This is a genomic window from Pseudomonas reinekei (assembly GCF_001945365.1).
GTDB classification, from domain to species: Bacteria; Pseudomonadota; Gammaproteobacteria; order Pseudomonadales; family Pseudomonadaceae; genus Aquipseudomonas; species Aquipseudomonas reinekei.
Genome location: NZ_MSTQ01000005.1, coordinates 242,770 through 265,698, shown reverse-complemented (window position 1 = coordinate 265,698; position 22,929 = coordinate 242,770). Strand labels below are relative to the sequence as shown.

Annotated in this window: 24 protein-coding genes; 11 read left to right on the top strand and 13 right to left on the bottom strand. The window is 60.6% G+C overall.

Translation table 11 applies throughout. The annotated features are described in order from the left end of the window. The first annotated feature begins 7 nt into the window (after window positions 1-7). Together mutM and BVK86_RS10305 are read left to right on the top strand one after the other, a co-directional pair. Entirely contained in the window at window positions 8-820 is an 813-nt protein-coding gene (mutM, locus tag BVK86_RS10310; protein ID WP_075946337.1) for a bifunctional DNA-formamidopyrimidine glycosylase/DNA-(apurinic or apyrimidinic site) lyase, read from the top strand. A gap of 53 nt (window positions 821-873) precedes the next feature. Beyond that, window positions 874-1,194, top strand: coding sequence for a multidrug transporter (locus BVK86_RS10305; protein WP_075946336.1), 321 nt, complete (start codon window positions 874-876; stop codon window positions 1,192-1,194). Between the two features lie 120 nt (window positions 1,195-1,314). Here BVK86_RS10305 and BVK86_RS10300 read toward each other — a convergent pair whose 3' ends face one another. The 5 genes from BVK86_RS10300 to BVK86_RS10280 form a co-directional block, all read right to left on the bottom strand. Then, window positions 1,315-1,566, bottom strand: a complete 252-nt coding sequence (locus BVK86_RS10300) for a YfhL family 4Fe-4S dicluster ferredoxin (RefSeq protein ID WP_003195146.1) — start codon at window positions 1,564-1,566, stop codon at window positions 1,315-1,317. Window positions 1,567-1,683: 117 nt separating this feature from the next. Next, window positions 1,684-2,163, bottom strand: a complete 480-nt coding sequence (gene coaD, locus BVK86_RS10295; protein ID WP_007975368.1) for a pantetheine-phosphate adenylyltransferase — start codon at window positions 2,161-2,163, stop codon at window positions 1,684-1,686. Between the two features lie 115 nt (window positions 2,164-2,278). Beyond that, complete coding sequence (locus tag BVK86_RS10290) at window positions 2,279-3,874, bottom strand: GMC family oxidoreductase (protein WP_075946335.1); 1,596 nt, start codon at window positions 3,872-3,874, stop codon at window positions 2,279-2,281. A gap of 78 nt (window positions 3,875-3,952) precedes the next feature. Further along, complete coding sequence (locus tag BVK86_RS10285; protein WP_075946334.1) at window positions 3,953-4,498, bottom strand: twin-arginine translocation pathway signal protein; 546 nt, start codon at window positions 4,496-4,498, stop codon at window positions 3,953-3,955. 28 nt (window positions 4,499-4,526) lie between these two features. Next, entirely contained in the window at window positions 4,527-5,957 is a 1,431-nt protein-coding gene (locus BVK86_RS10280) for a coniferyl aldehyde dehydrogenase (protein ID WP_075946333.1), read from the bottom strand. 146 nt (window positions 5,958-6,103) lie between these two features. Here BVK86_RS10280 and BVK86_RS10275 point away from each other — a divergent pair, with 146 nt between their 5' ends. After that, entirely contained in the window at window positions 6,104-6,772 is a 669-nt protein-coding gene (locus BVK86_RS10275) for a TetR/AcrR family transcriptional regulator (RefSeq protein ID WP_075946332.1), read from the top strand. 48 nt (window positions 6,773-6,820) lie between these two features. Next, on the top strand, window positions 6,821-7,675 hold the full coding sequence (locus BVK86_RS10270; RefSeq protein ID WP_075946331.1) for a sulfurtransferase: 855 nt from the start codon (window positions 6,821-6,823) through the stop codon (window positions 7,673-7,675). A gap of 15 nt (window positions 7,676-7,690) precedes the next feature. Here BVK86_RS10270 and BVK86_RS10265 read toward each other — a convergent pair whose 3' ends face one another. The 7 genes from BVK86_RS10265 to BVK86_RS10235 form a co-directional block, all read right to left on the bottom strand. Next, window positions 7,691-8,521 (bottom strand): AraC family transcriptional regulator, encoded by an 831-nt coding sequence (locus BVK86_RS10265; RefSeq protein ID WP_075946330.1) that lies wholly within the window; start codon window positions 8,519-8,521, stop codon window positions 7,691-7,693. A gap of 3 nt (window positions 8,522-8,524) precedes the next feature. After that, window positions 8,525-9,520, bottom strand: a complete 996-nt coding sequence (locus BVK86_RS10260) for a hydrolase (RefSeq protein WP_075946329.1) — start codon at window positions 9,518-9,520, stop codon at window positions 8,525-8,527. A 97-nt stretch (window positions 9,521-9,617) separates the two neighbouring features. Continuing rightward, window positions 9,618-11,078: a M16 family metallopeptidase gene (locus tag BVK86_RS10255; RefSeq protein WP_075946328.1), complete on the bottom strand. Its 1,461-nt coding sequence runs from the start codon at window positions 11,076-11,078 to the stop codon at window positions 9,618-9,620. Next, window positions 11,071-12,417, bottom strand: coding sequence for a M16 family metallopeptidase (locus BVK86_RS10250; protein ID WP_075946327.1), 1,347 nt, complete (start codon window positions 12,415-12,417; stop codon window positions 11,071-11,073). Before BVK86_RS10250 ends, BVK86_RS10255 begins: the two co-directional genes overlap by 8 nt. A 126-nt stretch (window positions 12,418-12,543) precedes the next feature. Continuing rightward, complete coding sequence (gene rsmD / locus BVK86_RS10245) at window positions 12,544-13,146, bottom strand: 16S rRNA (guanine(966)-N(2))-methyltransferase RsmD (RefSeq protein WP_075946326.1); 603 nt, start codon at window positions 13,144-13,146, stop codon at window positions 12,544-12,546. Further along, window positions 13,146-14,636 (bottom strand): M16 family metallopeptidase, encoded by a 1,491-nt coding sequence (locus BVK86_RS10240; protein WP_075946325.1) that lies wholly within the window; start codon window positions 14,634-14,636, stop codon window positions 13,146-13,148. The genes rsmD and BVK86_RS10240 overlap by 1 nt, the downstream gene beginning before the upstream one ends. Then, window positions 14,629-15,984, bottom strand: a complete 1,356-nt coding sequence (locus tag BVK86_RS10235) for a M16 family metallopeptidase (RefSeq protein ID WP_075946324.1) — start codon at window positions 15,982-15,984, stop codon at window positions 14,629-14,631. The genes BVK86_RS10240 and BVK86_RS10235 overlap by 8 nt, the downstream gene beginning before the upstream one ends. 342 nt (window positions 15,985-16,326) lie before the next feature. On the opposite strand from BVK86_RS10235, the gene ftsY reads away from it, so the two are divergent. The 4 genes from ftsY (at window position 16,327) to rpoH (ending at window position 20,439) form a co-directional block, all read left to right on the top strand. Continuing rightward, window positions 16,327-17,784 carry a signal recognition particle-docking protein FtsY gene (gene ftsY / locus BVK86_RS10230; protein ID WP_075946323.1) on the top strand — a complete coding sequence of 486 codons (1,458 nt, stop codon included), beginning with the start codon at window positions 16,327-16,329 and terminating at the stop codon, window positions 17,782-17,784. After that, on the top strand, window positions 17,781-18,452 hold the full coding sequence (gene ftsE, locus BVK86_RS10225; RefSeq protein WP_003229148.1) for a cell division ATP-binding protein FtsE: 672 nt from the start codon (window positions 17,781-17,783) through the stop codon (window positions 18,450-18,452). The genes ftsY and ftsE overlap by 4 nt, the downstream gene beginning before the upstream one ends. Then, the gene (ftsX, locus tag BVK86_RS10220) at window positions 18,449-19,471 is read left to right on the top strand and encodes a permease-like cell division protein FtsX (RefSeq protein WP_075946322.1); all 1,023 of its coding nucleotides are present in this window, start codon (window positions 18,449-18,451) and stop codon (window positions 19,469-19,471) included. Before ftsE ends, ftsX begins: the two co-directional genes overlap by 4 nt. Window positions 19,472-19,584: 113 nt before the next feature. After that, the gene (rpoH, locus tag BVK86_RS10215) at window positions 19,585-20,439 is read left to right on the top strand and encodes an RNA polymerase sigma factor RpoH (RefSeq protein ID WP_047534555.1); all 855 of its coding nucleotides are present in this window, start codon (window positions 19,585-19,587) and stop codon (window positions 20,437-20,439) included. Window positions 20,440-20,616: 177 nt separating this feature from the next. On the opposite strand, the gene mtgA is transcribed toward rpoH, so the two are convergent. Then, on the bottom strand, window positions 20,617-21,339 hold the full coding sequence (gene mtgA, locus BVK86_RS10210; RefSeq protein ID WP_075946321.1) for a monofunctional biosynthetic peptidoglycan transglycosylase: 723 nt from the start codon (window positions 21,337-21,339) through the stop codon (window positions 20,617-20,619). A gap of 74 nt (window positions 21,340-21,413) precedes the next feature. Between mtgA and BVK86_RS10205 the strand changes: the two genes are divergently transcribed. From BVK86_RS10205 to BVK86_RS10195, 3 genes are all read left to right on the top strand, one after another. Continuing rightward, the gene (locus tag BVK86_RS10205; RefSeq protein ID WP_075946320.1) at window positions 21,414-21,785 is read left to right on the top strand and encodes a DUF423 domain-containing protein; all 372 of its coding nucleotides are present in this window, start codon (window positions 21,414-21,416) and stop codon (window positions 21,783-21,785) included. A gap of 90 nt (window positions 21,786-21,875) precedes the next feature. Continuing rightward, window positions 21,876-22,076, top strand: a complete 201-nt coding sequence (gene thiS, locus BVK86_RS10200) for a sulfur carrier protein ThiS (RefSeq protein ID WP_162279045.1) — start codon at window positions 21,876-21,878, stop codon at window positions 22,074-22,076. 52 nt (window positions 22,077-22,128) lie between these two features. Further along, window positions 22,129-22,923: a thiazole synthase gene (locus BVK86_RS10195; protein ID WP_075946319.1), complete on the top strand. Its 795-nt coding sequence runs from the start codon at window positions 22,129-22,131 to the stop codon at window positions 22,921-22,923. Window positions 22,924-22,929 lie beyond the last annotated feature (6 nt).

Here is a 22,929-nt window from a genome sequence, read left to right as displayed (position 1 = left end):
GAGCACCATGCCTGAACTGCCAGAAGTCGAAACCACCCGCCGTGGGATTGCGCCGCACCTGGAAGGCCAGCGAGTCAGCCGGGTAATCGTGCGTGACCGGCGCCTGCGCTGGCCGATTCCGGAGGACCTGGACGTGCGCTTGTCCGGCCAGCGCATCGTGCTGGTGGAGCGGCGCGCCAAGTACTTGCTGATCAACGCCGAGGTCGGCACCTTGATCAGCCACTTGGGCATGTCGGGGAATTTGCGTCTGGTGGAAGTCGGCCTGCCGGCGGCCAAGCATGAGCATGTCGATATCGAGCTGGAGTCAGGCCTGGCCCTGCGCTACACCGACCCGCGACGGTTTGGCGCGATGCTCTGGAGTCTCGACCCGCTTAATCATGAGTTACTGATTCGCCTGGGGCCGGAGCCGTTGACCGACCTGTTCGACGGTGAGCGTCTGTTCCAGCTGTCCCGTGGTCGTTCGATGGCGGTCAAGCCGTTCATCATGGACAACGCAGTGGTGGTCGGCGTCGGCAACATCTATGCGACCGAAGCGTTGTTCGCCGCCGGGATCGACCCTCGCCGCGAAGCCAAGAGCATTTCCAGGGCGCGTTATCTGAAGCTGGCCATCGAGATCAAACGCATTCTTGGCGCTGCCATCGAGCGCGGCGGCACCACGCTGCGGGACTTTATTGGCGGTGACGGTCAGCCGGGATATTTCCAGCAGGAATTGTTTGTCTACGGTCGTGGCGCTGAGCCTTGCAAGGTCTGTGGCACGCTGTTGCGGGAAGTGAAACTCGGGCAGCGCGCCAGCGTTTTCTGCCCACGCTGCCAGAGTTAAGACGCCAACGGTCTATAGTCAGTGTTCTGACTGTCTAGCCGAAGGACCGCGCCATGAACCTGCTTCGAACCCTTGTCGTCGCGTCGATGCTGAGCTTCGCAGCTGTAGCCGGCGCCAGCAGCGGCAGCGGTGATCCGCTCTACACCATCCAGAATCCACCGGCTTACGCGATGATCGGCGATCTGTTGATTGCCCGGCCTTTATTGGTCGCGGCAACAGTGATCGGCGCGGGGGTGTTCGTCGTGTCGTTGCCGTTTACCGCATTGGGCGGCGGGGTGGGCGACGCCGGGCAGGCCTTGGTGGTTGACCCGGCGAAGGCCGCTTTTGTGCGGTGCCTGGGATGTGTCGGGGAGGGATTTGAGCGGCAGGAGTGAGTCAGTTGATTCTTCGGTGCCTCTGATGGTGTCATCGCGGGCAAGCCCCATCCCACAGGGTTCAGGGATCCTTGTGGGAGCGGGCTCGTCCGCGACGGCTGCGTAACGGATATCGAAGATTCAAGCCTTACCGGTAATCTTGCGGTACTTCTCCATCAACTGCTCTTCAGTCTCCGGATGCGCTTCGTCCAGCGGGATGCAATCCACCGGGCAAACCTGCTGGCACTGCGGTTCGTCGTAGTGGCCGACACACTGGGTGCACAGGTTCGGGTCGATCACGTAGATTTCTTCGCCTTGGGAAATGGCGGCGTTCGGGCACTCGGGTTCGCAGACGTCGCAGTTGATGCAATCGTCGGTGATGATCAGGGACATGCTAACTCCAGCCGGGGCGGCAGGCCCGGGCGCAATAAATCAATGCGCGTAATTGTGCCGCATTGGCGCTGTAGGAGCGAGCGTGCTCGCGAAAAACCGTCCAGCGCCACGTTCTATCTACTTTTTGAAACGCTCGGTCAATGCATCCGCCACCGCAGGGTGGACGAATTTGGTGATATCGCCGCCCAAGGCAGCAATTTCACGGACCAGCGTCGAGGAAATGAACGAATAACGCTCGGACGGGGTAAGAAACAGACTTTCCACATCCGGGGCCAACTGGCGGTTCATGTTGGCCAGCTGGAACTCGTATTCGAAGTCCGACACCGCGCGCAAGCCACGCAGGAACACGTTGGCGTTCTGCTCCTTGGCGAAATGCGCCAACAGGGTCGAGAAACCGACGACTTCAACGTTCGGCAAATGTTTGGTGACCTCGCGGGCCAGCTCCACGCGCTGTTCCAGGGGAAACAACGGGTTTTTCTTCGGGCTGGCAGCGACGGCAATGATTACGTGATCGAACAGGCGCGAGGCGCGTTCGACCAGATCGCCATGGCCCTTGGTAATAGGGTCGAAGGTACCTGGGTACAACACTCGGTTCATCGCGTCGTCCTGGCGGGAATCCGTTGGGGAGTCGGATGGTATCGCAGCCTTCCCGGTCGGCCAAGTCGCCTGTTGGGTAAGAAAGCACTATAGACGATGGGAATAGTCGCTCTTTTCATGGATTTTTTAAACGTTCGGCCAGGGAAGTCGCCAGTTGCGCCGTCAGGCCGTAGACCGACAACTGCGGGTTTGCGCCAATGCTGGTGGGGAAGAGCGAGCCGTCGTGAATCGACAGATTGGCCAATTGATGGTGTCGGCCGAGGCTGTCGGTCACGGCGTTTTTCGGGTCTTCGCCCATTGCACAACCGCCCATCACATGAGCGCTGCCCAACCGTGTGCGGTACAGCTCCAGGCTAAGGCTGTCGATCAGCGTGCGCGCTTCGGCGAGGGTGTTTACATAACGCGCATCGGCGTGCATTGGCATCACCGCCCGGGCGCCGCCGGCAAACTGGATCTCGGCCATTGTATGAAATGCCCGGCGCAATCCATCCCAGGCATAAGGCGATACCTGATAATCGAGCACTGGCGTGTCATCACTGCGCAATTCGACGCTGCCGCCCTGGCTGTCCGGATGAAACCCGTCGCGCAGCAGCGCCAGCATGGCATGGGTGTGCGGCAAGCGGGCCATGTGCTGCGCGTTTTCCTGGCCGAAGCCACCGAGCAATGTCGCTGCCAGCGCCGGGTGCAGCGGCGGGACCTCGAGTTTGTAGGCCATTGGCCCTGTGGTGCCGTTCTGCCATTGGAAATGGTCGGAATAAATTGACTGCGGTGCGCCATAGAACGGGTTGACCACGTCGTCGAACAACGCGGCGGACATGTTCACCGGATGCAGGAATGTGCGCTTGCCCAGGCGTTTATGCGGATCGGGTGCTGCGGAACGCATCAGCAGTCCCGGGGTGTTGATACCGCCGCCCGCCAGCACGTAATGCCGCGCCTTGACCGTGATCTGGCGACCAGTGGGTTCGACGCAGCGCTCGTCCATCGCCGAGCATTGCAGGCCGGTCACCTTGTCGCCGCTGATGATGAGTTTTTCGGCGCGGGCCAGGTAAAGCAACTCGCCACCCTTTTCCAGGGTCGCCGGAATGGTCGTGACCATCATCGATTGCTTGGCGTTGGTCGGGCAGCCCATGCCGCAGTAGCCGAGGTTCCAGCAACCACGCACGTTGCGCGGGATGACGTGCCAGCTGTAGCCAAGTTTTTCGCAGCCTTTACGGATCACGTCGTTGTTGGCGTTGGGCGCAACCCTCCACGGCGCGACGCCGAGGCGTTGCTCCATTTTCTCGAACCACGGCGTCATTTCCGCCGGGCTGTGGCCCTTGACGTTGTGTTCCTTGGCCCAGTGTTCCAGGGTCGGTTCCGGGGTGCGGAAACTCGAGGTCCAATTGATCAGCGTGGTGCCGCCCACCGCACGGCCCTGAAGTATGGTGATCGCGCCGTCCTTGCTCATGCGCCCGATGCCTTCCTGATAAAGGCTGGCGTAGGCCTGGTCTTCGAGCAGCTTGAAATCGCTGCTGGTCTTGAGCGGGCCTTCCTCGATCAGCAGCACCCTGTAGCCGGCGGCGCTGAGGATTTCGGCCGTGGTGCCGCCGCCGGCACCGCTGCCGATGATTGCGACGTCCGCTTCGAGGGTCAGGTCCTGGCTCAGTTGCGAGCCATTATGGGTTTTCCAGCCTCGGGCCATGCCTTCGCGAAACGGGTCGGGTACGGGCATCTTAAGATTCTCTTTTTGTTATTGGAGGGCACGGTCAAATGTGGGAGCGAGCCTGCTCGCGAAGCGGGCGACTCGGTTTCAAACCGTGGGCGGTCCGGGATACCCGCAATGCGCCCACGACTCCTTGCGCCCATACCAGGCCATCATCACCAGTTGCAGCAAAGAGCTGTGGCCCATGCGCAATAAGCTCAACGAGCTGTTTTCCCAGCGATCGAGGAAGTGCCGGAGCTCGTCGGCGCTGGCGTTTTCCCAACTGCCCCAGATCCCGGTCAGCGGGCCGCGGGTGACGGCCATGCCCAGCACATCAAACAGTTGCCGGGTCAGCTTGAGCATTTCCGGCGACAGGTGATCGAGGTTGTAATCCAGGCTTTTGAGCGTGCCGTCGACGGCGGCGGGCATGTGCTCGGTGGCGACCGCACCGTCGAGCATCACCGGCAGCAGCGCCCGCAAAAACAGCAGGTCGCCACTGCGCAGCGTCGCGAATCCGCTTTGCGCGACATCCGTCGAGCAGCCGCTCAGGCTGGCGCCCAACCCGGCGGTGGCGAGAAAAGCACTGGCGCCGAGGCTGAGCTTGAGCAGACCGCGCCGTGAAAACGCGGGAGTATCGGACAGGCTTGGGTTCATTATTGTTATTACCCGAGGATGGCGATCGTTAGCGGATAAACAGTTTCTGGATCAGTTTCTGAATGGATTTGCCGTACGGCGGGTAGATGAGTTTTGCCGCGTTGAAACGCTGTTTGATCAGCACACCCTTGGCCTTGCTGAATGTGAGGAAGCCTTCGTGGCCATGGTAGTGGCCCATGCCCGAAGCACCGATGCCGCCAAATGGCATGTCGTCCTGGGCCACATGCAACAGCGTGTCGTTGAGGCAAACGCCGCCGGAGTGGGTTTCATGCAGGACGCGGTTTTGTTCGCGCTTGTCGTAGCCGAAGTAATACAACGCCAGTGGGCGAGGGCGCTGGTTGATGTAGGCAAACGCCTGGTCGAGATCCTTGTACGGCACGATCGGCAGCAGCGGGCCGAAGATTTCGTCCTGCATCACCGTCATCTCATCGCTGACATTGAGCAGCAGGCTATGGCCCATGCGGCGCCCCTGGCCCTGCTCGAACAATGGAATCAGCAACGCGCCCTTGCTGGTGGCATCGCTGACGTAGCCGTTGAGTCGCGTCAGTTGCCGATCATTGATGATGGCCGTGTAGTCCGGGTTGTCCGCCAGCGTCGGATAGAAACCGCGCACGGCTGAGCGATAGGCTTCAACGAAACCGCCGACACGATCCTCCGGCACCAGCACGTAATCCGGGGCCACGCAGGTCTGTCCGGCGTTGAGGGTTTTGCCGAACGCAATGCGTTCGGCGGCGTCCTTGAGCGGCACATCGTGGGAGACAATCGCCGGGGACTTGCCACCCAGCTCCAGGGTCACCGGTGTCAGGTTCTCCGCCGCCGCGCGCATCACGTGCTTACCGATGCTGGTGGCGCCAGTGAACAGCAAGTGATCGAAACGCAGGCGGGAAAACGCCACGCCGATGTCGGCCTCGCCAAGCACCACGCAGACCAGGTCTTCGGGGAAGATTCGCGCCAGCAATTGCTTCATCAGCAAACCGGTGGCCGGGGTGGATTCGCTGAGTTTGAGCATCACCCGGTTGCCCGCCGACAGTGCGCCCACCAACGGGCCGATGGCCAGATACAGCGGGTAGTTCCATGGCACGATGACCCCGACCACGCCCAGCGGCTGGTAAATCACTTTGGCCGAGGCTGGCTGGAAGGCGACACCAACCTTGCGCCGCGACGCACGCATCCAGCCCTTGAGGTGCCGGCTGGCGTAATGGATGCCGTGCAGGCTGGGCATCAATTCGGCGAGCAGGGTTTCATCGGCGCTGCGATGGCTGAAATCCTGGCTGATCGCGTCAATCAAGGCCTGACGCTCGCTGTTCAGCAGGTCGCTCAGCGCTTTGAGCCATTGCTGGCGCTGGGCGGCTGGGGGCATCGGGTTGGCGGCGTAGGCTGCGCGTTGCGCATCAAACAGCGCGTGAAGCTCGTCCAGAGGCTGCTGCAGGTTTTGCAGGTAGGAAATATCAGCAGTCATGGTCAGCTCCGGATTTATTGTAATGAAGCACTTTTTAGAGTCAGTGCTCTAAAAAGTCAAATGCCTTCCTCGCGCAGCGATGTTCCATCCTCTTGCGGATAGGTCGTAAGATGCCCGCCAACGCACTCTGAATTAAAGCTCAAGCCATGGCCCCACGGATCAAAACCAGCGAGCGCATCGTGCAGAACAGCCTGGAGCTGTTCAATCAACAGGGCGAGCGCAGCATCAGCACCAACCACATTGCTGCCCATATGGAAATTTCTCCGGGCAACCTGTACTACCACTTCCCGAACAAGCAGGCGATCATCGCCGTGCTGTTCAGCGAATACGAAACCCTGGTGGACAGCTTCCTGCGTCCGCCACAGGGGCGTGCCGCCACAGTCGAAGACAAGCGCTTCTATCTCAAGGAATTGCTTTCGGCGATGTGGGGCTACCGGTTTTTGCACCGTGACCTTGAGCATCTGCTCGACAGCGATCCGGAACTGGCTGCCCGTTACCGGCGCTTCTCCCAGCGCTGCGTCATCCAGGGCATGGCGATCTACGAAGGTTTCGTCGCCGCCGGCATCCTGAAAATGGACCGCGTGCAGATTGAATCCCTGACCCTCAATGCCTGGATCATCCTGACCTCGTGGGTGCGTTTTTTGTGCACCACGCGGGAAAATTCCAGCCACCTCAGCGAGCAAGCGATTAAACGCGGGGTCTATCAGGTGCTGGTGCTGGAAGCCGGATTCGTCACGGACCAGGCGCGCGACGCCGTCAACGCCTTGTTCGAAGAGTTTTACGTGCCACTGGCCCAGGCGCTGGAAGAAATCTGAATCAACGAATGCTGCAGGACCGAATTTCGCCCATCACAGGAGCCCGTTATGCCCATTGCGCAACTGATTAGCCCGCAAGCACTGGACCTGAAAAAGGACCAGCGGGGGCTGGTGATTCTGGATTGTCGTTTTGCCCTCGAAGACCCGGATTATGGTCAGCGCAGCTACGCCGAAGGACATATCGCCGGGTCGAGCTTTGCCGATCTGGAGCGTGATCTCAGCGGTAAAGTGGTCAAGGGCGTGACCGGGCGTCATCCGCTGCCTGAGCCAGCCGAGCTGATCGAGCGCCTGCGAGCCTGGGGCATCAATAACGACAGTGAAGTGGTTTTGTACGACGATGGTCCGGGCGCTTACGCGGCGCGGGCCTGGTGGTTGCTGGCCTGGCTGGGCAAGCGCGATGGCGTGTTCATCCTCGATGGCGGGCTCAAGGCCTGGCACGCGGCGGGTTTGCCGTTGAGCCTTGATGCGCCGTCGATTACCGGCGGGACTTTTACCGGCACCGCTGATGCTTCGTTGCTGCTCGATGCCGAACACCTGCAAAAACGCCTCGGACAACCAGCGCTGACCTTGCTCGACGCTCGCGCACTGCCGCGCTTCAAGGGTGAAGTGGAGCCGATCGATCCGGTTGCCGGGCACATCCCCGGTGCGCAATGCGCGGCGTTTACCGACAACCTGGGCGCGGACGGACGTTTTCTGCCGGCTGATCAGCTCAGGCAGCGCTTCGCCGCGAAACTGGGGAATCGTTCGCCCAATGATCTGGTGGCGTACTGCGGTTCCGGCGTGACAGCTTGCCATAACCTGTTTGCGTTGTGCCTGGCGGGTTATCCGCTGGGCTCGTTGTATGCCGGGTCGTGGAGCGAGTGGATCAATGATCCGGCGCGGGGCGTCGCCAAAGGCGAGTGAACAGGTGGGAAGGGCTTAAAACAGCCGAGCGCTGCGATACGCCCCCGGCCCCACCCCGTACACCTGCTTGAACTGCCGACTCAGATGACTCTGATCGGCAAATCCCAACTGCGTGGCCACCTCCAGCGGTAAACAACCGTTCTGCAACAGGGCACGAGCCTGGGCGATGCGCCGCTGCATCAGCCAGGTGTGCGGCGGCATGCCGGTGGCACGGCGAAAGACCCGGGCGAAGTGAAAAGGTGAAAGGTTAACCGCCGCCGCCAGCGCTTCGAGCGAAGGCGGTGCAGCGAGTTGTGCGTGCAGCAACTCCTTGGCCATTGTCACCGCGCGATGTTCCTTCCCGGGTTTTCCTGCGTCCGGTACCGCGGCATGGCGCTGCAGCAGCGACAGCATCAGCTCACGCCAGGCCGTTTGCTGTTGCAGCGCTGTGGAAGGACTTTCCAGCAATCGATGCAACTGGCAGAAACCGTTCACCAGATCCGGATCGCGATACAGCGTGGCACCGAATGCCGGCAAGTTGTGGGTCGGCAGTTCAAGTTCGGCCAGCAGTGACAGGATCTGCCCGCTGTCCGGATAAAACGCGCGGTACAGCCAGCCGTCCTCAGTGCCCTTGTGGCCGGTGTGCAACTCGTCGGGATTGATCAGCACCAGCGTGCCGCTGCCTGCCAAGTGCTCGGCGCCGCGATAGCGGTAACGCTGGGCACCGGCCATGATCATGCCGATCACATAGCCGTCATGCACATGGGGCGCGAAACGATGATCGATGTAACGGGCCGACAGTAACTCGACTCCGGCCAGTGGCGGGGTTTGCCAGAAATGGATCGATTCGCCCTGATGGGTCTCCACGGCTCAGTTGCTGCCTGCGTTAGCCAGCCACTGGGGGATGCGCCGTTCCAGGTAGTAACCCGGTTGCTTGACCGAGCCGTCGATAAACCCGACGTGCCCCCCCTTGGCTTGCAGTTCGAATTGCGTGCAGGCCGATAACTCATCGGCTTGCGGCAGGCTGTGGGGAAAAACGAAGGGATCGTCCGCGGCCTGGATTATCAGGGTCGGCGTTCGAATTTCTCCGAGGAAGTAGCGACTTGAAGCGCGTCGATAGTAATCCTCGGCATCCACGAAGCCGTGCAGCGGCGCGGTCACCCGGCCATCGAAATCCCAGAACGTGCGCATGTTTTCCAGCGAGCCGAGTGCGGCCAATGCCGCCAGGCCATCCTCGCGGCCGTCATGCTGGAATTGCCGTTGCTTGTTCTTGATGTAGGCCAGCATCTCGCGCATGAAATGTGCCTGATAGACCTTGGAGAAACCCTGGCCGATGCGATCGGCGCACTGGTCCAGGCGGAACGGTACCGACACCGCAACGGCGCCAAGCACGCCGCTGGCACTGCCGGTTTCACCCAGATGCTTGAGCAGCACGTTGCCGCCCAGGGAGTAACCGATCGCATACAACGGTGCGAGCGGCCGTTTGGCTTTCAAGTGCCTGATGGCTGCGGCCAGGTCTTCGCTGGCGCCGGAATGGTAGCTGCGGGGCAACAGGTTGGGTTCACCGGAACAGCCGCGCCAGTTCAGCGCGACACTGGCCCAACCTTGGTCGCCCAGGGCTTTTTGCACCCCGGCCACGTAAGGCGAATTCGACGAACCGGTCAGCCCGTGCAACACCAGCACCAATGGCGCATCGACGCTGTGCGGGCCATGCCAGTCGAGGTCGAGAAAATCGCCATCTTCAAGCCACAGGCGTTCGCGTTCGCGTTCGAGGTGCGTGGTTTTGCGCCAAAGCGGTCCCCACAAGGTCTGCAAGTGTGGATTGCCAAGGCCAAAGGCCGGCCGGAAGGCGGGCGATGGAATCATCGTGGAGCGCGGTTGCACATCAATTCTCGGTCAAGGTAGTCGTGAAGCCGCACCGGGCCGCGGCATGCCTGCGCCGCGACCGCGTCGTCATGGAAAACTAACTTGCCACAAACTCGGTTGTTGCGCGACACATCGTATTGGCTTCGCTTTGGACTGGGTTGGGCAATGGTTGCTGGTTCGTTGTGGGTCCCAGGATGACCGTGTTCCACCGCTCGGCATCGAGATGCTGGTTGAGTGCTTTCTTGACGGCATCGAGATTCAATTCCTGGGCCCTTTGAGTAGAAAAGTCGAGGTCCAATGGCAAGTCATGGACACCGATGTCGAGCAGTCGCCTCACGATCTGTGCATTGCTCGCACTTCTTAATGGTGCGCTGCCTGCCAGCCACGTTTTTGTGTCATCAAGCTCTTTCTGTGTGGGGCCGTGGATGAGGAAGTCACGAAACATCCCTTTTATGTGCGCCAGTGCTGCATCGGCCAGCTCCGGCCGAGTCTGCAGTTCAATGACCAGCGTGCTTTGCGCTTGAAGGGTAGAGAGCCTGGCTTGAACGTCATAGGTCATTCCTCGGCGTTCACGAAGTTCTTCCATCAGGCGGGCGGTGAATATCCGGTTCGCTATTTGCAGCGCAGCAGAATCGGGACTGTTTCGCAGTACGCCTGGCTGGGCAAGGCGTAAATAGGCTTGGCTTGAAGACTTTACCGGTCGCAGAAGCTGTTGAGCGTCCGGGCTGCCGGGTGATGGGATCGCGGCGACGGCTGGCCCCTGAGGCAATGCATTGGAAATCTGCGCGCCGATGCGCTGGGCTTCGTCTTCCGTAAGGTCTCCGACCAGTATTATCAGTGCGTTGCCTGCGGCGTACGCTGAGCGATGGAAGTCCTGCACCTGATCGCGGGTGACTGAGGCAAGCCCGACCCTGGTTCCGTACACGGACTGCGAATAGCCGTGTTTGGGGAACATCAAGCCATGGAGGGCCTGATCGGCTTGGGTTGCATGGGACGCTTGCTCGGTATCGAGAAAGTGCAGTAACTGGGATGTCGCGAGAGACAGGGACTGCTCCGGCAACAACGGTTTGCCCAGCATCTGGGCGAACAGCTCGAGGGCTGGGGCACGTCGGGCCTCATCGCTCAGGCTACGTAACGAGAAGCTGGCCCGATCCGCAGTGATCCCCATGCCCAGCCTCGCACCGAGTTGGTCGAAGGTTTCCTGGATGGCATTGATGTCCTTGCCGTCGACCCCTTCGTTCAAGAGGCTGAAGGTCAGCGCGGCGAGGCCGGGTTGATGGTGGGTGTGGGCGCTGCCGGCGGCAAAGCTGACATGGACGTCGAACATGGGCAGGCCCGGGTTGCGAATGAACAGGATCTTGGTCCCGGAATGAGATTTGTAACCTTTAATCGGTAGCGCCCGACGCGCCGACGGACGCTGAGGCTCACTCAGTGATTGCAGCGTGGCTTTTTGAGGCGTGGCCTGCGTGGCGGCGCAGGGGGTAAAAAGCTGCCCACCCAGCAACACGCCGGCCAGTACCATCCACGCGCCCTTGATGACTGATTTGACCTTATTCATGGTTTTTCTCCGGCAGGATTGTGGCGGTACTCAGGCGTTCGCGCGTCAGGTAAGTGATGGCAGCGTTTTGAATATCCTGTGGGGTGACCTTGTTCAGTTCAGCTGCGTCCTGATCCGACAGACGCCAGTCCAGGCCAATACTTTCCAATAGGCCCAAGATAAAGGCTTGCCCTTCCAGATCATCCTGCGCGTACACCGAGTTGGCGATCAGCAGGGTCTTGGCCCGATCCAGCTCTGCCTTTTCCGGCGCCTTGTTTTTCAGTTCATCGATCACTTGCCAAAGGCGCACCAGGGCTTGATCGGTGCTTTTAATCTTGTCGAGATTGAGTTGGGTGTTGATGGTGAGTAGTGAGTCGCCGCGATTGAAGGCGTCGTACTCGGATTGAGTGTCGGAAAATATCGCTTCACCCAGCTGCAGTTGTTGTTTGATGCGGGCGCTTTCGGAACCTGCCAATAGCGTTTCGAGCAGGCGCAGTGCGTATGCGGTCCGGCGGTCTTGCGCGGTGGCCAGGCTGGGTGTGTTGAAGCTCATGATGAGACGTGGGGCCGAGATCGGGGCACGCAGGATCAATGATCTTTCACCGGGTGCGGATAATTCGACAGGCGCGACGGCGGCAGGCGTCGCGCGACGCTCCAGGTGACCGAAGTATTTCTGCGCCAGCGCTTTGACCGCGTCAGGCGTGACATCGCCTGCTATCACCAGGGTCGCGTTGTTCGGCGCGTACCAGGCTTGATACCAGTGCTGCAGTTGAAGGGCACTCATGCGCTGCAGGTCGTGCATCCAGCCAATGGTCGGGCTGCGATAGGCACTGCTCAGGTAGGCAAGGCTCTCCAGTCGTTCGATGCTCTGCGCTAATAATTGGTCGTCGACGATATCGCGTCGCTCCTCCTGAATGACATTCAGCTCCGTCGTGAAGTCTCGCTCACTCAACTCGGCCGTACTCATCAGGTCGGCCATGATCTCGAACGCGACGCCAAGTCGACCAGGGGAAAGCGTCTGGTGATAGACGGTGAAGTCCTTTCCGGTGAAGGCGTTTTCGCTGGCACCGAGTTTTTTCAGTACCGTGCTGAACTCTCCGGCGCAGGCTTTGCTGCTGCCTTTGTAGACCATGTGTTCAAGGGCATGGGACAGGCCGGATTGGCCGGGCGGTTCGTAGCTTGCGCCGACTTTGAGCCATAGCTGAGCGGTGACGGCGGCAGAGCGATGGTCTTCACGCACGACCACCTTGAGGCCGTTATCCAGGGTGAAGGCATGTGTCGAAGGGGGTGATGCGGCGACTGCCATAAGTGGCAGCCACCCGATACAGAGCAACAGACAAGTGCTGCGGGAGATGTTCATCCGTGTACATCCTCAGTGGTTTTCAGGAATTTGCGCAAACCACTGTGGATCATCCGATGAGGTGTCTGGCGGTAATTATGTAGTGCATGCCGACAGCGATTTTGGGGCCGTCATGTCGCCAGGGTTTCAGGCGCTGCGTTGCCACAACGAGTAGTAGACCCGCCCGGACTTTTGCTCACGGTGCAGGCGCCAGTTTTCCGGCAAGCCGAGGGTCGACGGTGCGCTTTCGCTTTCGGTATACACCCAGGCATCCTCGGCCAGCCATTGGCGTTCTTCGAGCAGGGCGCAAACGGCGGGCAGCAGGTTCTGATTGAACGGCGGGTCGAGGAACACCAGGTCGTAAGCTGTGGCAGTCTGGGTTTCCAGGTAGCGCAGGGCGTCGGCGGTCTGAACCTGGCCGGTGGTGCAGCGCAATGTGCCCAGATGCTCCTTGAGGCTCGACACCGCAAGGCTGCTGGCGTCCAGCGCCTGGCCCATGGCTGCGCCACGGGACAAGGCTTCGAGGAACAGCGCGCCGCTGCCGGTGAACGGGTCGAGCACCTTGGCGCCTGGCACGTAAGGCGCGAGCCAGTTGAACAGGGTTTCACGCACGCGGTCCGGCGTCGGGCGCAGGCCCGGGGCGTCAGGGAAACTCAACTTTCGGCTGCGCCATTCGCCGCCGATGATGCGCAACTGGTTCACGCCGTTGTGCACGTTGTGAACAGGTTTTTTAGGACGGGAAGTGGCCATTAATGCTCCGGAACCCCGAGCGGTTGCTCGGCAGGTTTATCAGTAGGGGCCGGTAACGGCTTTTGCGGCACGGTCGGGCCAGCGCTGACGATGACCATTTTATCCGTGCTCAGATGTTTGTTCATGGCCGCTTTGACTTGATCGACGGTCAGGCTCTGGGACTGCTGCATGAAGTCTTCCAGATGACTCAACGGCAAGTTATAGAAGCCGATGGCGCCCAGTTGGCCGACGATGTCGGCGTTGCTGGCGGTAGACAGCGGGAAGCTGCCGGCCAGTTCGCGCTTGGCGTCGTCGAGTTCTTTTTCGGTCGGGCCGGTTTCAAGGTAGTCCGCCAGAACGTCCTGCACCAGTTTCAGGGTGCCTTCGCTCATTTCAGCGCGGGTCTGCAGGTTGATCATGAACGGGCCGCGCGCCTGCATCGGGCTGAAACCCGAATACACACCATAGGCCAGACCACGCTTCTCGCGCACTTCGCTCATCAATCGAGTACCAAAGCCGCCACCGCCGAGGATCTGGTTGCCCATGGACAGCGCGGCGTAGTCCGGATCGTCACGGTCGATACCCAATTGCGCGAGCATCAGGTTGGTCTGTTTGGACGGGAACTCGATGTGGCCGATGCTGGCCTTGGGTTCGGTCGGCTGGGCGATTTTCGGCAGGGCCGGGCCCTTGGGCAGAGCCGAGGAAACCTGTGCGGCGATGGCTTCGGCTTCGGCGCGGGACAAGTCGCCGACCAGCGCGATCACCACGTTGCCCGCTGCATAGGCTTTCTCGTGGAAGGCGCGCAGTTGCGCGAGGGTCACCGTCGGAACGGATTTCGCCGTGCCATCACTGGCGTGCGCGTACGGGTGATCGCCATACAACCGGTTCATCAATTCCAGGCTGGCCAGCTTGCCGGGGTTCTGTTTCTGGTACTCGAAACCGGCGAGCATCTGGTTCTTGATGCGGGTGAACGAGTCGGCCGGGAAGGTCGGTTTGCCGACGACGTCAGCGAACAGCCTCAACGCCGGTTCACGCTTGTCCGGAGCACTGAGGCTGCGCAGCGAAGCAACCGCCATGTCTTTGTAAGCGCCATTGCCGAAATCGGCCCCCAGGCCTTCGAAGCCCTGGGCGATGGCGCTGACGTCTTTGCCGGCCACCCCTTCGTTGAGCATGGCATTGGTCAGCAGTGCCAGGCCCGGTGTATTGCCGTCCTGGCTGCTGCCGGCGGCAAAGATCAGGCGCATGTCAAACATCGGCAATTCGCGTGCTTCAACGAACAACACCTTGGCACCTTCGGCGGTATTCCAGGTTTGCACGTCGAGTGTGCGGTGGCTCGGCGCCTTGCCGTTGAGTTCGGTCAGCGATTGCAGCTTCTGGCTGGCTTTGGCCTTGTCCAGCGCTTCGCTGGCGCTGGTTTCGCCGGTTTTCGAAAAATAGAACGCGGCAGACCCGATCAGCGCGACGGCGATCAGGGCGAACAGGGCCAGGCGCGGTTTTTTACGCTCACTCATGAGTCGTCTCCTCTGGCAGTACATGGGCGACGCTGAGACGTTCGCGGGTGAAATACAGCCTGGCGGCTTTCTGGATGTCTTGCGGCGTCACGCTTTCCAGATCGGCGAGTTCGGTGTCCATCAGTTTCCAGGAGAGGCCGACGGTTTCCAGTTGACCGATGGCCGTGGCCTGGCTGGTGATCGAATCGCGCTCGTAAACGAGGCCGGCGATGACCTGTGCCCGCACGCGTTCCAGTTCTTCGGTGGTCGGCGCGGTGGTTTTCAACTGCTCAAGCAACTTCCACAAACCGGCTTCGGCCTGGGCGATGGTTTTGTTTTTCTGGCTGTTGGGCGTTGCCGACAGGGTGAACAGACTGTCGCCACGGGTGTAGGCGTCGTAGCTCGACGAACCGCCGGACACCAATTCTTCGCCGCGCTCCAGTTGCGTCGGGATGCGTGCGCTGTAGCCGCCATCCAGTAGCGCGGAAATCAGGCGCAAGGCGTTCACCGAACGCTTGTCTTCAGCGGTGGCGATGCTCGGCACGTTGAATGCCAGCATCAGGCTGGGCAATTGGGTCTTCACGTGCAGGGTGATCTGGCGCTCGCCGGGCTCGGCCAGTTCCAGCGGTTTTTTCGCGGCGGGCACGTCACGTCTGGCGATCGGGCCGAAGTAGCGCTGGGCCAGGGTTTTGACTTCCTCGGGCGTCACGTCGCCGACCACCACCAGCGTGGCGTTGTTCGGCACGTACCAGGATTGATACCAGTGGCGCAGCTCTTCGACTTTCATGCGCTCCAGGTCCGCCATCCAGCCGATGGTCGGCGTGTGATAGCCGCTGGCCGGGTAGGCCATGGCCTTGAAGCGCTCATAGGCCTTGGACATGGGTTTGTCGTCGGTACGCAGGCGACGTTCTTCCTTGATGACTTCGATCTCGCGGGCGAACTCGTCCGGCGGCAGGCGCAGGCTGGCCATGCGGTCGGCTTCCAGCTCGAAGGCCACGCCCAGGCGGTCGCGGGCCAGCACCTGATAGTACGCGGTGAAGTCGTCGCTGGTGAAGGCGTTCTCTTCGGCACCGAGGTCGCGCAGGATCAGCGACGCTTCGCCGGGGCCGACTTTCTCGCTGCCCTTGAACATCATGTGTTCCAGGGCGTGGGACAGACCGGTCTGACCCGGTGTCTCGTAGCTGGAGCCAACCTTGTACCAGACCTGTGAAACCACCACTGGCGCGCGATGATCTTCGCGCACGACGACCTTCAAGCCATTGTCGAGGGTAAATTCGTGGGTGGGTTGTGGGTCGGCAGCCAAGGCCGAGAGGGGCAGACAAACTGTGCTGAGCAGCAGGCCTGCGGCGCGGCGGGCTAGAACATTCATTCGTGTTTAAACCTTTGGGGCTGCCCGCTAGGTCTTAGCGTCGGCGGGCGAGAGGGTGCTAGGATACTGATCCGTTTTACTGGCGGCCACGCCTATCAGGCCTTTACGTTTGATCAGGTTGTTTGGGTTTGCGGCAGAAGGCTGTGGTTTATCAACTAGACTCTGCTTTTTCGCCGATTTTTCCGCATCAGTCCTTAGTGAAATCGTTTTTGTAAGGTGCCATTCGCACCTCGACAAAATGTTGCGCGTGAACAAGCTGGGTCAATCGCAGTCTGTTCTGCATCGAAATTTTAATTGCCGAGGCGCCATTGGCGCGTCGCTACCGTGAGATAGCCGTCCTCCATGTTTGGTTCCAACGACGACAAGAAGACTCCAGCTGCGGCTGGCGAGAAGAAAAGCCTGTTCGGATGGCTGCGCAAAAAACCGCAGGAACCCGTCGTCGAACAGCCACAGCCACTTCCTGAGCCAGCCCCGGCGCCGTTACTAGAAGAAGCGCCAGCGCCGGTTGTCTTGCCAATCGCCGAGCCGGTGCTGCAACCGGCCGTCGAACCTGAGCCTGAAATCACGGCCAAACTGCCGCTGACCCCGGCCGCCGAACCGTGGCTGACCTTGCCGGTGGCCGAAGAGCCGGTGGCGCTGGTCGAAGACGCGCTGGCGCCGCATGTGACGCCACCGATTCCTGCTCCGGCGGCTTTTGCCCCTGAGCCAGTTCCGGTTGTTGAACCGGTCGTTGAAGTTGAAGCTGTGCCCGAGCCGGTCATTCCGGCATTCGTTGCACCCGTTGTTCAAACGCCCGAGCCAGCACCTGCACCTGTTATTGCTCCAGTTGTCGAAGCGCCGGTCGAGCCGGTACGCACCGAAGAATCCAAGGCTGGTTTCTTCGCCCGCCTCAAGCAAGGCCTGTCCAAGACCAGCGCCAGCATCGGCGAAGGCATGGCCAGCCTGTTCCTGGGCAAGAAAGCCATCGATGACGAACTGCTCGATGACCTCGAAACCCGTCTGCTGACCGCCGACGTGGGGGTGGAGGCGACGTCGGTGATCATCCAGCGCCTGACCCAGAAGGTCGCGCGCAAAGAACTGGCCGATGCCGATGCACTGTACAAATCCCTGCAAGCTGAGTTGGCGGCGATGCTCAAGCCTGTCGAGCAGCCGCTGAAAATCACCTCGCAGAACAAGCCGTTCGTGATTCTGGTCGTTGGCGTCAACGGCGCCGGCAAGACCACCACCATCGGCAAGCTGGCGAAGAAGCTGCAACTGGAAGGCAAGAAAGTCATGCTCGCCGCCGGTGACACCTTCCGTGCCGCAGCAGTCGAGCAATTGCAGGTCTGGGGCGAGCGCAACAAGATCCCGGTCATCGCCCAGCACACCGGCGCGGATTCGGCTTCGGTGATCTTCGACGCCGTGCAGGCCGCCAAGGCCCGTGGCATCGACGTGCTGATCGCTGACACCGCCGGTCGCCTGCACACCAAAGACAACCTGATGGAAGAGCTGAAAAAGGTTCGTCGGGTGATCAGCAAGCTCGATGCCGACGCGCCGCACGAAGTGCTGCTGGTGCTCGACGCCGGCACCGGCCAGAACGCTATCAACCAGGCCAAACAATTCAACCAGACCGTCGAACTGACCGGACTGGCTCTGACCAAGCTCGATGGCACCGCCAAGGGCGGCGTCATTTTCGCCCTGGCCAAACAATTTGGCCTGCCGATTCGCTATATCGGCGTGGGTGAAGGCATCGACGATTTGCGCACTTTTGAAGCAGAACCCTTTGTCCAGGCGCTGTTTGCCGAGCGGGAGCGTTCATGATTCGTTTCGAACAGGTCGGTAAACGCTACCCGAACGGTCACGTCGGCTTGCATGAGCTGAGCTTTCGAGTCCGTCGGGGCGAGTTTCTGTTTGTCACCGGTCATTCCGGCGCCGGTAAAAGCACCTTGTTGCGGTTGTTGCTGGCCATGGAGCGTCCGACCAGCGGCAAGTTGCTGCTTGCCGGGCAAGACCTGAGCACCATCAGCAACGCACAGATTCCTTTCTTGCGGCGGCAAATCGGTGTGGTGTTCCAGAACCACCAGTTGCTGTTCGATCGCACGGTGTTTAACAACGTCGCGCTGCCGTTGCAGATCCTTGGCCTGTCCAAGGCTGAAATCGCCAAGCGCGTGGATTCGGCGCTCGAGCGTGTGGCGCTGTCGGACAAGACCGATTTGTACCCGGGTGATCTGTCCACCGGTCAGCAACAGCGCGTCGGCATCGCCCGTGCCATCGTTCATCGCCCGGCCTTGCTGCTGGCGGACGAACCGACCGGTAACCTCGACCCGCGTCTGGCGGCGGAAATCATGGGTGTGTTCGAAGACATCAACCGCCTCGGCACCAGCGTGCTGATCGCCAGTCACGACCTGGCGCTGATCGCCCGCATGCGCCACCGCATGCTGACCCTGCAACGCGGCCGATTGATCGGCGACGGGGAGGCCGGCGTATGAGTGCGACGCGCAGTCCGAAGGTTTCCGAGCGCGTGGCCCCCAAGGCCGCCGATCCGCAGCCGCAGAAGAAAAAACGCGATGACGATGACGGCCCGGATTTCGCCACGCTGTTGCGCGCCTGGATTGAAAGCCATCGTGCCAGTTTGCTGGATAGCCTGCGCCGTCTGGGCAAGCAGCCGATTGGCAGCTTTTTCACCTGCATGGTGATGGCTGTTGCCCTGAGTTTGCCCATGGGGCTGTCACTTTTGCTAAGTAACGTCGAGCGTCTGGGCGGTTCCTGGCAGCGTGCGGCGCAGATTTCCCTGTACCTGCAACTCGAAGCCAGCCCGGCGGAAGGCGAGTCTCTGCGTGAGCAGATCAAGGGCATGCCTGGCGTGGCGGATGCCGAGTACGTGGGGCGCGATCAGGCGCTGGAAGAGTTCCAGCAGCAATCCGGTCTGGGCGATGCGCTCAAGGAATTGCCGGAGAACCCGCTGCCCGGCGTGGTCCTGGTAACACCGAACGAAGTCGACAAGCCCGCGCTTGAAGCATTAAGACAAAAACTTTCCGAATTGCCCAAGGTACAGCAGGCACAACTTGATCTAGTCTGGGTCGAGCGTCTGGCAGCCATCCTCAAGCTGGGCGACCGGTTTGTCTTCGGGCTGACCGTGCTTCTGGTTTCCGCATTACTTTTGGTGATAGGCAATACCATTCGTCTTCATATTGAAAACCGCCGCACAGAGATAGAAGTGATTAAACTGGTGGGCGGCACTGACAGCTATGTGCGCAGGCCCTTCCTGTATATGGGCGCGCTGTATGGCTTCGGTGCGGGACTTCTGTCCTGGGGAGTGCTGGCGTTCGGCCTGGACTGGCTGAACGATGCAGTCGTCGGGCTGGCCGGTTTGTATGGCAGTGATTTCGCACTGGCCGGCGTACCGGTAGCCGATGGTCTATCTCTCTTGCTTGGCGCGGTGCTGTTGGGTTATATCGGTGCATGGATTGCAGTCGCACGGCACCTCAGGGAGCTGGCGCCGAAGTAGAATCTTTTTTGCGCGTGATTGACCTTGCATTTTCAAGGGGAACTTGTCTTTCGGTTTCCGGTCAATTTTCGCAGTGCCACTGGCACGAGTCTGTAAGTCGGAGGTTTTTTCGTATGACCAATTCTTTGCAACCTGCGTACGCGTTGGTTCCGGGTGCAAACCTGGAAGCCTATGTGCACACCGTCAACAGCATTCCATTGCTGACGCCGGAGCAGGAGCGTGAACTGGCCGAGAGTCTCTATTATGAGCAGGATCTTGAGGCGGCTCGGCAGATGGTGCTCGCCCACCTGCGTTTTGTCGTACATATCGCCCGTAGCTATTCCGGCTACGGTCTGGCTCAGGCTGACCTGATCCAGGAAGGTAACGTCGGCTTGATGAAGGCCGTGAAGCGCTTCAACCCGGAAATGGGCGTGCGCCTGGTGTCCTTTGCGGTGCACTGGATCAAGGCGGAAATCCACGAGTTCATCCTGCGCAACTGGCGCATTGTGAAAGTCGCGACCACCAAGGCCCAGCGCAAGCTGTTCTTCAACCTGCGCAGCCAGAAAAAGCGTCTGGCCTGGTTGAACAACGAGGAAGTCCATCGCGTGGCAGAAAGCCTCGGCGTGGAGCCTCGGGAAGTGCGCGAGATGGAAAGTCGCCTGACCGGTCACGACATGGCCTTCGACCCGGCAGCCGAAGCCGACGACGACAGTGCTTTCCAGTCGCCGGCCAACTATCTGGAAGACCACCGGTACGACCCGGCGCGTCAGCTGGAAGATGCCGACTGGAGCGACAACTCCAACCACAACCTGCACGAAGCGCTGGAAGTGCTGGACGACCGTAGCCGTGACATCCTCTACCAGCGCTGGCTGGCAGAAGAAAAAGCCACGCTGCACGACCTTGCGCAAAAGTACAACGTCTCGGCCGAGCGTATCCGTCAGCTGGAAAAGAGCGCGATGAACAAGCTCAAGTTGTCGATTGCCGCCTAATCGGCGAACAGGCAATAAAAAACGCCCCGATCATTGATCGGGGCGTTTTTGTTTCAGGTCTCCACAAGGCCAATGTGGGAGCGAGCCTGCTCGCGAAAGCGATGGGTCAGGCCATATCAACATTGAATGATGGACCGCAATCGCGCGCGGGCTCATTCCTACAGGGGATTTGCGGTGTTATTGGGACCAAGGTGCCCGCCGCGAATCATTAAGCCCTACCAGATAACTGTCCCCACCCAACTGACTCATCTGCCGCCGAATCCAGCCTGCGCGACGCGCCACGTACGGGGTCGGATGGCTGGCACTCCACACGCGCGGGTTGGGCAAAACGGCCGCCAACAAACTCGACTGCTGGCGGCTGAGACCTTTGGCGCTCACGCCAAAGTGATGCCTGGCCGCCGCCTCGGCGCCAAATACACCGTCGTCCCACTCCACGCTGTTGAGGTACACCTCAAGAATCCGCTGCTTGGGCCAGAACACCTCGATGAGTCCGGTAAACCAGGCTTCCAGGCCTTTACGAAGCCAGCTGCGGCCGGACCACAGGAACAGGTTTTTCGACACTTGCTGGCTGAGGGTGCTGGCGCCGCGAATCGAGCCGCCGAGTTCGTTGTGGGCCAGCGCCGCCTTGATCGCATTGACGTCGAAGCCCCAATGCTCGGGGAATTTCTGGTCTTCGCCGGCAATTACCGCGACTTTCAGGTCGTTGGAGATTTCATCCCACGGCTTCCATGAGCGTTGCAAGTCGATGGGCTCGCCATCGATCCAGGATTCGATCTTGCGCTCGACCATCAGCGCCGTTCCTGGTGGCGGCACCACGCGGAAGATCAGAACCAGCAAGACGCTGCCGCCCATGAACCAGAGCACGGCCTTGATGAAACGACGGAAATAGATACGCAGCATAGAGATGGCTTGGCCGAACCCGTGGAGCGGGCCATTATACAGACCCTGTTGATCGAGTCTGACTGGAGTTCTTCATGCTGCGTGGCTTTCTGATGCTGGCCGCTTTTTTCGGTTTCACCGGTGTCGGCCTTGGGGCCTTTGCCGCCCACGGTCTGAAAAGTCGCCTGAGCGCCGAGTACCTGGCGATTTTCCATACCGGCGTCACCTATCAACTGGTGCACACATTGGCGTTATTGGGTGTTGCATTGCTGGCCACGCAGATTCCCGGACGCCTCGTGACGTGGGCCGGCGCATCGTTCGCCATCGGCATCCTGCTGTTCTCCGGCAGCCTGTATGTGCTGACGCTGACCGGTGTCAGCAAGCTCGGCATCATCACGCCCTTTGGCGGGCTGGCGTTTCTGGTGGGCTGGTTCTGCCTGGGGCTCGCCGCCTGGCGGTTGAGCTGACTGCGCGGTCCATTTCATGACGAATGGCTTGGGTCGCCCAGTCTGATCGGGCTAGAATGCCAGCCCCTAAAAATGATGGCGGCATCCGGCATGCGCATTCAGTTGAACGGCGAATCCTTTGAACTGCCCGACGGTGAAACCGTTGCGGCCCTGCTGACCCGTCTGGACCTGACCGGACGGCGGGTGGCGGTCGAACTCAATCTGGATATCGTCCCGCGCAGTCAGCACGCAGTTACTGCATTGAACGACGGCGACAACGTCGAAGTCGTGCACGCCATCGGCGGCGGCTAGTCGCCCCGGCCGAATGGCCACAGCATTCAGCAAGCCCTACAGAGGATTTCCCATGAGCATCGTTCGTAGCGACAAGCCTTTCGTCCTGGCCGGTCGTACTTACCAGTCGCGTTTGCTGGTCGGTACCGGCAAGTACCGTGACATGGAAGAAACCCGCACCGCCATCGAAGCTTCGGGTGCCGAGATCGTCACCTTTGCCGTGCGCCGCACCAACCTTGGCCAGATCGAGGGCGAGCCGAACCTGCTCGAAGTACTGTCGCCGGATCGCTACACCTTCCTGCCGAACACCGCCGGTTGCTACGACGCGATCGAGGCCGTGCGCACCTGTCGCCTGGCCCGTGAGCTGCTCGATGGTCACAACCTGGTGAAGCTGGAAGTGCTGGCCGACCAGAAAACCTTGTTTCCCAACGTGATCGAAACCCTCAAGGCGGCTGAAACACTGGTCAAGGAAGGTTTTGACGTGATGGTCTACACCAGCGATGACCCGATCATTGCCCGTCAGTTGGCGGAAATCGGCTGCATCGCCGTGATGCCGTTGGCCGGCCTGATCGGTTCTGGCCTGGGGATCTGCAATCCCTACAACCTGCAGATTATCCTTGAAGAGGCCAGGATCCCGGTGCTGGTGGATGCCGGTGTCGGTACCGCTTCCGACGCCACCATTGCCATGGAGCTGGGCTGCGACGCGGTGCTGATGAACTCGGCTATCGCCCACGCCCAGCAGCCGATCATGATGGCTGAAGCCATGAAACACGCGATCGTCGCGGGCCGCCTGGCCTACCTCGCCGGCCGCATGCCGAAAAAACTCTATGCCAGCGCCTCCTCGCCGCTGGATGGTCTGATCAAGTAAGAGCCA

Bases quoted from the DNA above. Each gene is read 5' to 3' on its own strand.
- mutM (WP_075946337.1), top strand. From the start codon at position 8: ATGCCTGAACTGCCAGAAGTCGAAACCACCCGCCGTGGGATTGCGCCG.
- BVK86_RS10305 (WP_075946336.1), top strand. From the start codon at position 874: ATGAACCTGCTTCGAACCCTTGTCGTCGCGTCGATGCTGAGCTTCGCA.
- BVK86_RS10300 (WP_003195146.1), bottom strand. From the start codon at position 1,566: ATGTCCCTGATCATCACCGACGATTGCATCAACTGCGACGTCTGCGAA.
- coaD (WP_007975368.1), bottom strand. From the start codon at position 2,163: ATGAACCGAGTGTTGTACCCAGGTACCTTCGACCCTATTACCAAGGGC.
- BVK86_RS10290 (WP_075946335.1), bottom strand. From the start codon at position 3,874: ATGCCCGTACCCGACCCGTTTCGCGAAGGCATGGCCCGAGGCTGGAAA.
- BVK86_RS10285 (WP_075946334.1), bottom strand. From the start codon at position 4,498: ATGAACCCAAGCCTGTCCGATACTCCCGCGTTTTCACGGCGCGGTCTG.
- BVK86_RS10280 (WP_075946333.1), bottom strand. From the start codon at position 5,957: ATGACTGCTGATATTTCCTACCTGCAAAACCTGCAGCAGCCTCTGGAC.
- BVK86_RS10275 (WP_075946332.1), top strand. From the start codon at position 6,104: ATGGCCCCACGGATCAAAACCAGCGAGCGCATCGTGCAGAACAGCCTG.
- BVK86_RS10270 (WP_075946331.1), top strand. From the start codon at position 6,821: ATGCCCATTGCGCAACTGATTAGCCCGCAAGCACTGGACCTGAAAAAG.
- BVK86_RS10260 (WP_075946329.1), bottom strand. From the start codon at position 9,520: ATGATTCCATCGCCCGCCTTCCGGCCGGCCTTTGGCCTTGGCAATCCA.
- BVK86_RS10255 (WP_075946328.1), bottom strand. From the start codon at position 11,078: ATGAATAAGGTCAAATCAGTCATCAAGGGCGCGTGGATGGTACTGGCC.
- BVK86_RS10250 (WP_075946327.1), bottom strand. From the start codon at position 12,417: ATGAACATCTCCCGCAGCACTTGTCTGTTGCTCTGTATCGGGTGGCTG.
- rsmD (WP_075946326.1), bottom strand. From the start codon at position 13,146: ATGGCCACTTCCCGTCCTAAAAAACCTGTTCACAACGTGCACAACGGC.
- BVK86_RS10240 (WP_075946325.1), bottom strand. From the start codon at position 14,636: ATGAGTGAGCGTAAAAAACCGCGCCTGGCCCTGTTCGCCCTGATCGCC.
- BVK86_RS10235 (WP_075946324.1), bottom strand. From the start codon at position 15,984: ATGAATGTTCTAGCCCGCCGCGCCGCAGGCCTGCTGCTCAGCACAGTT.
- ftsY (WP_075946323.1), top strand. From the start codon at position 16,327: ATGTTTGGTTCCAACGACGACAAGAAGACTCCAGCTGCGGCTGGCGAG.
- ftsE (WP_003229148.1), top strand. From the start codon at position 17,781: ATGATTCGTTTCGAACAGGTCGGTAAACGCTACCCGAACGGTCACGTC.
- ftsX (WP_075946322.1), top strand. From the start codon at position 18,449: ATGAGTGCGACGCGCAGTCCGAAGGTTTCCGAGCGCGTGGCCCCCAAG.
- rpoH (WP_047534555.1), top strand. From the start codon at position 19,585: ATGACCAATTCTTTGCAACCTGCGTACGCGTTGGTTCCGGGTGCAAAC.
- mtgA (WP_075946321.1), bottom strand. From the start codon at position 21,339: ATGCTGCGTATCTATTTCCGTCGTTTCATCAAGGCCGTGCTCTGGTTC.
- BVK86_RS10205 (WP_075946320.1), top strand. From the start codon at position 21,414: ATGCTGCGTGGCTTTCTGATGCTGGCCGCTTTTTTCGGTTTCACCGGT.
- thiS (WP_162279045.1), top strand. From the start codon at position 21,876: ATGCGCATTCAGTTGAACGGCGAATCCTTTGAACTGCCCGACGGTGAA.
- BVK86_RS10195 (WP_075946319.1), top strand. From the start codon at position 22,129: ATGAGCATCGTTCGTAGCGACAAGCCTTTCGTCCTGGCCGGTCGTACT.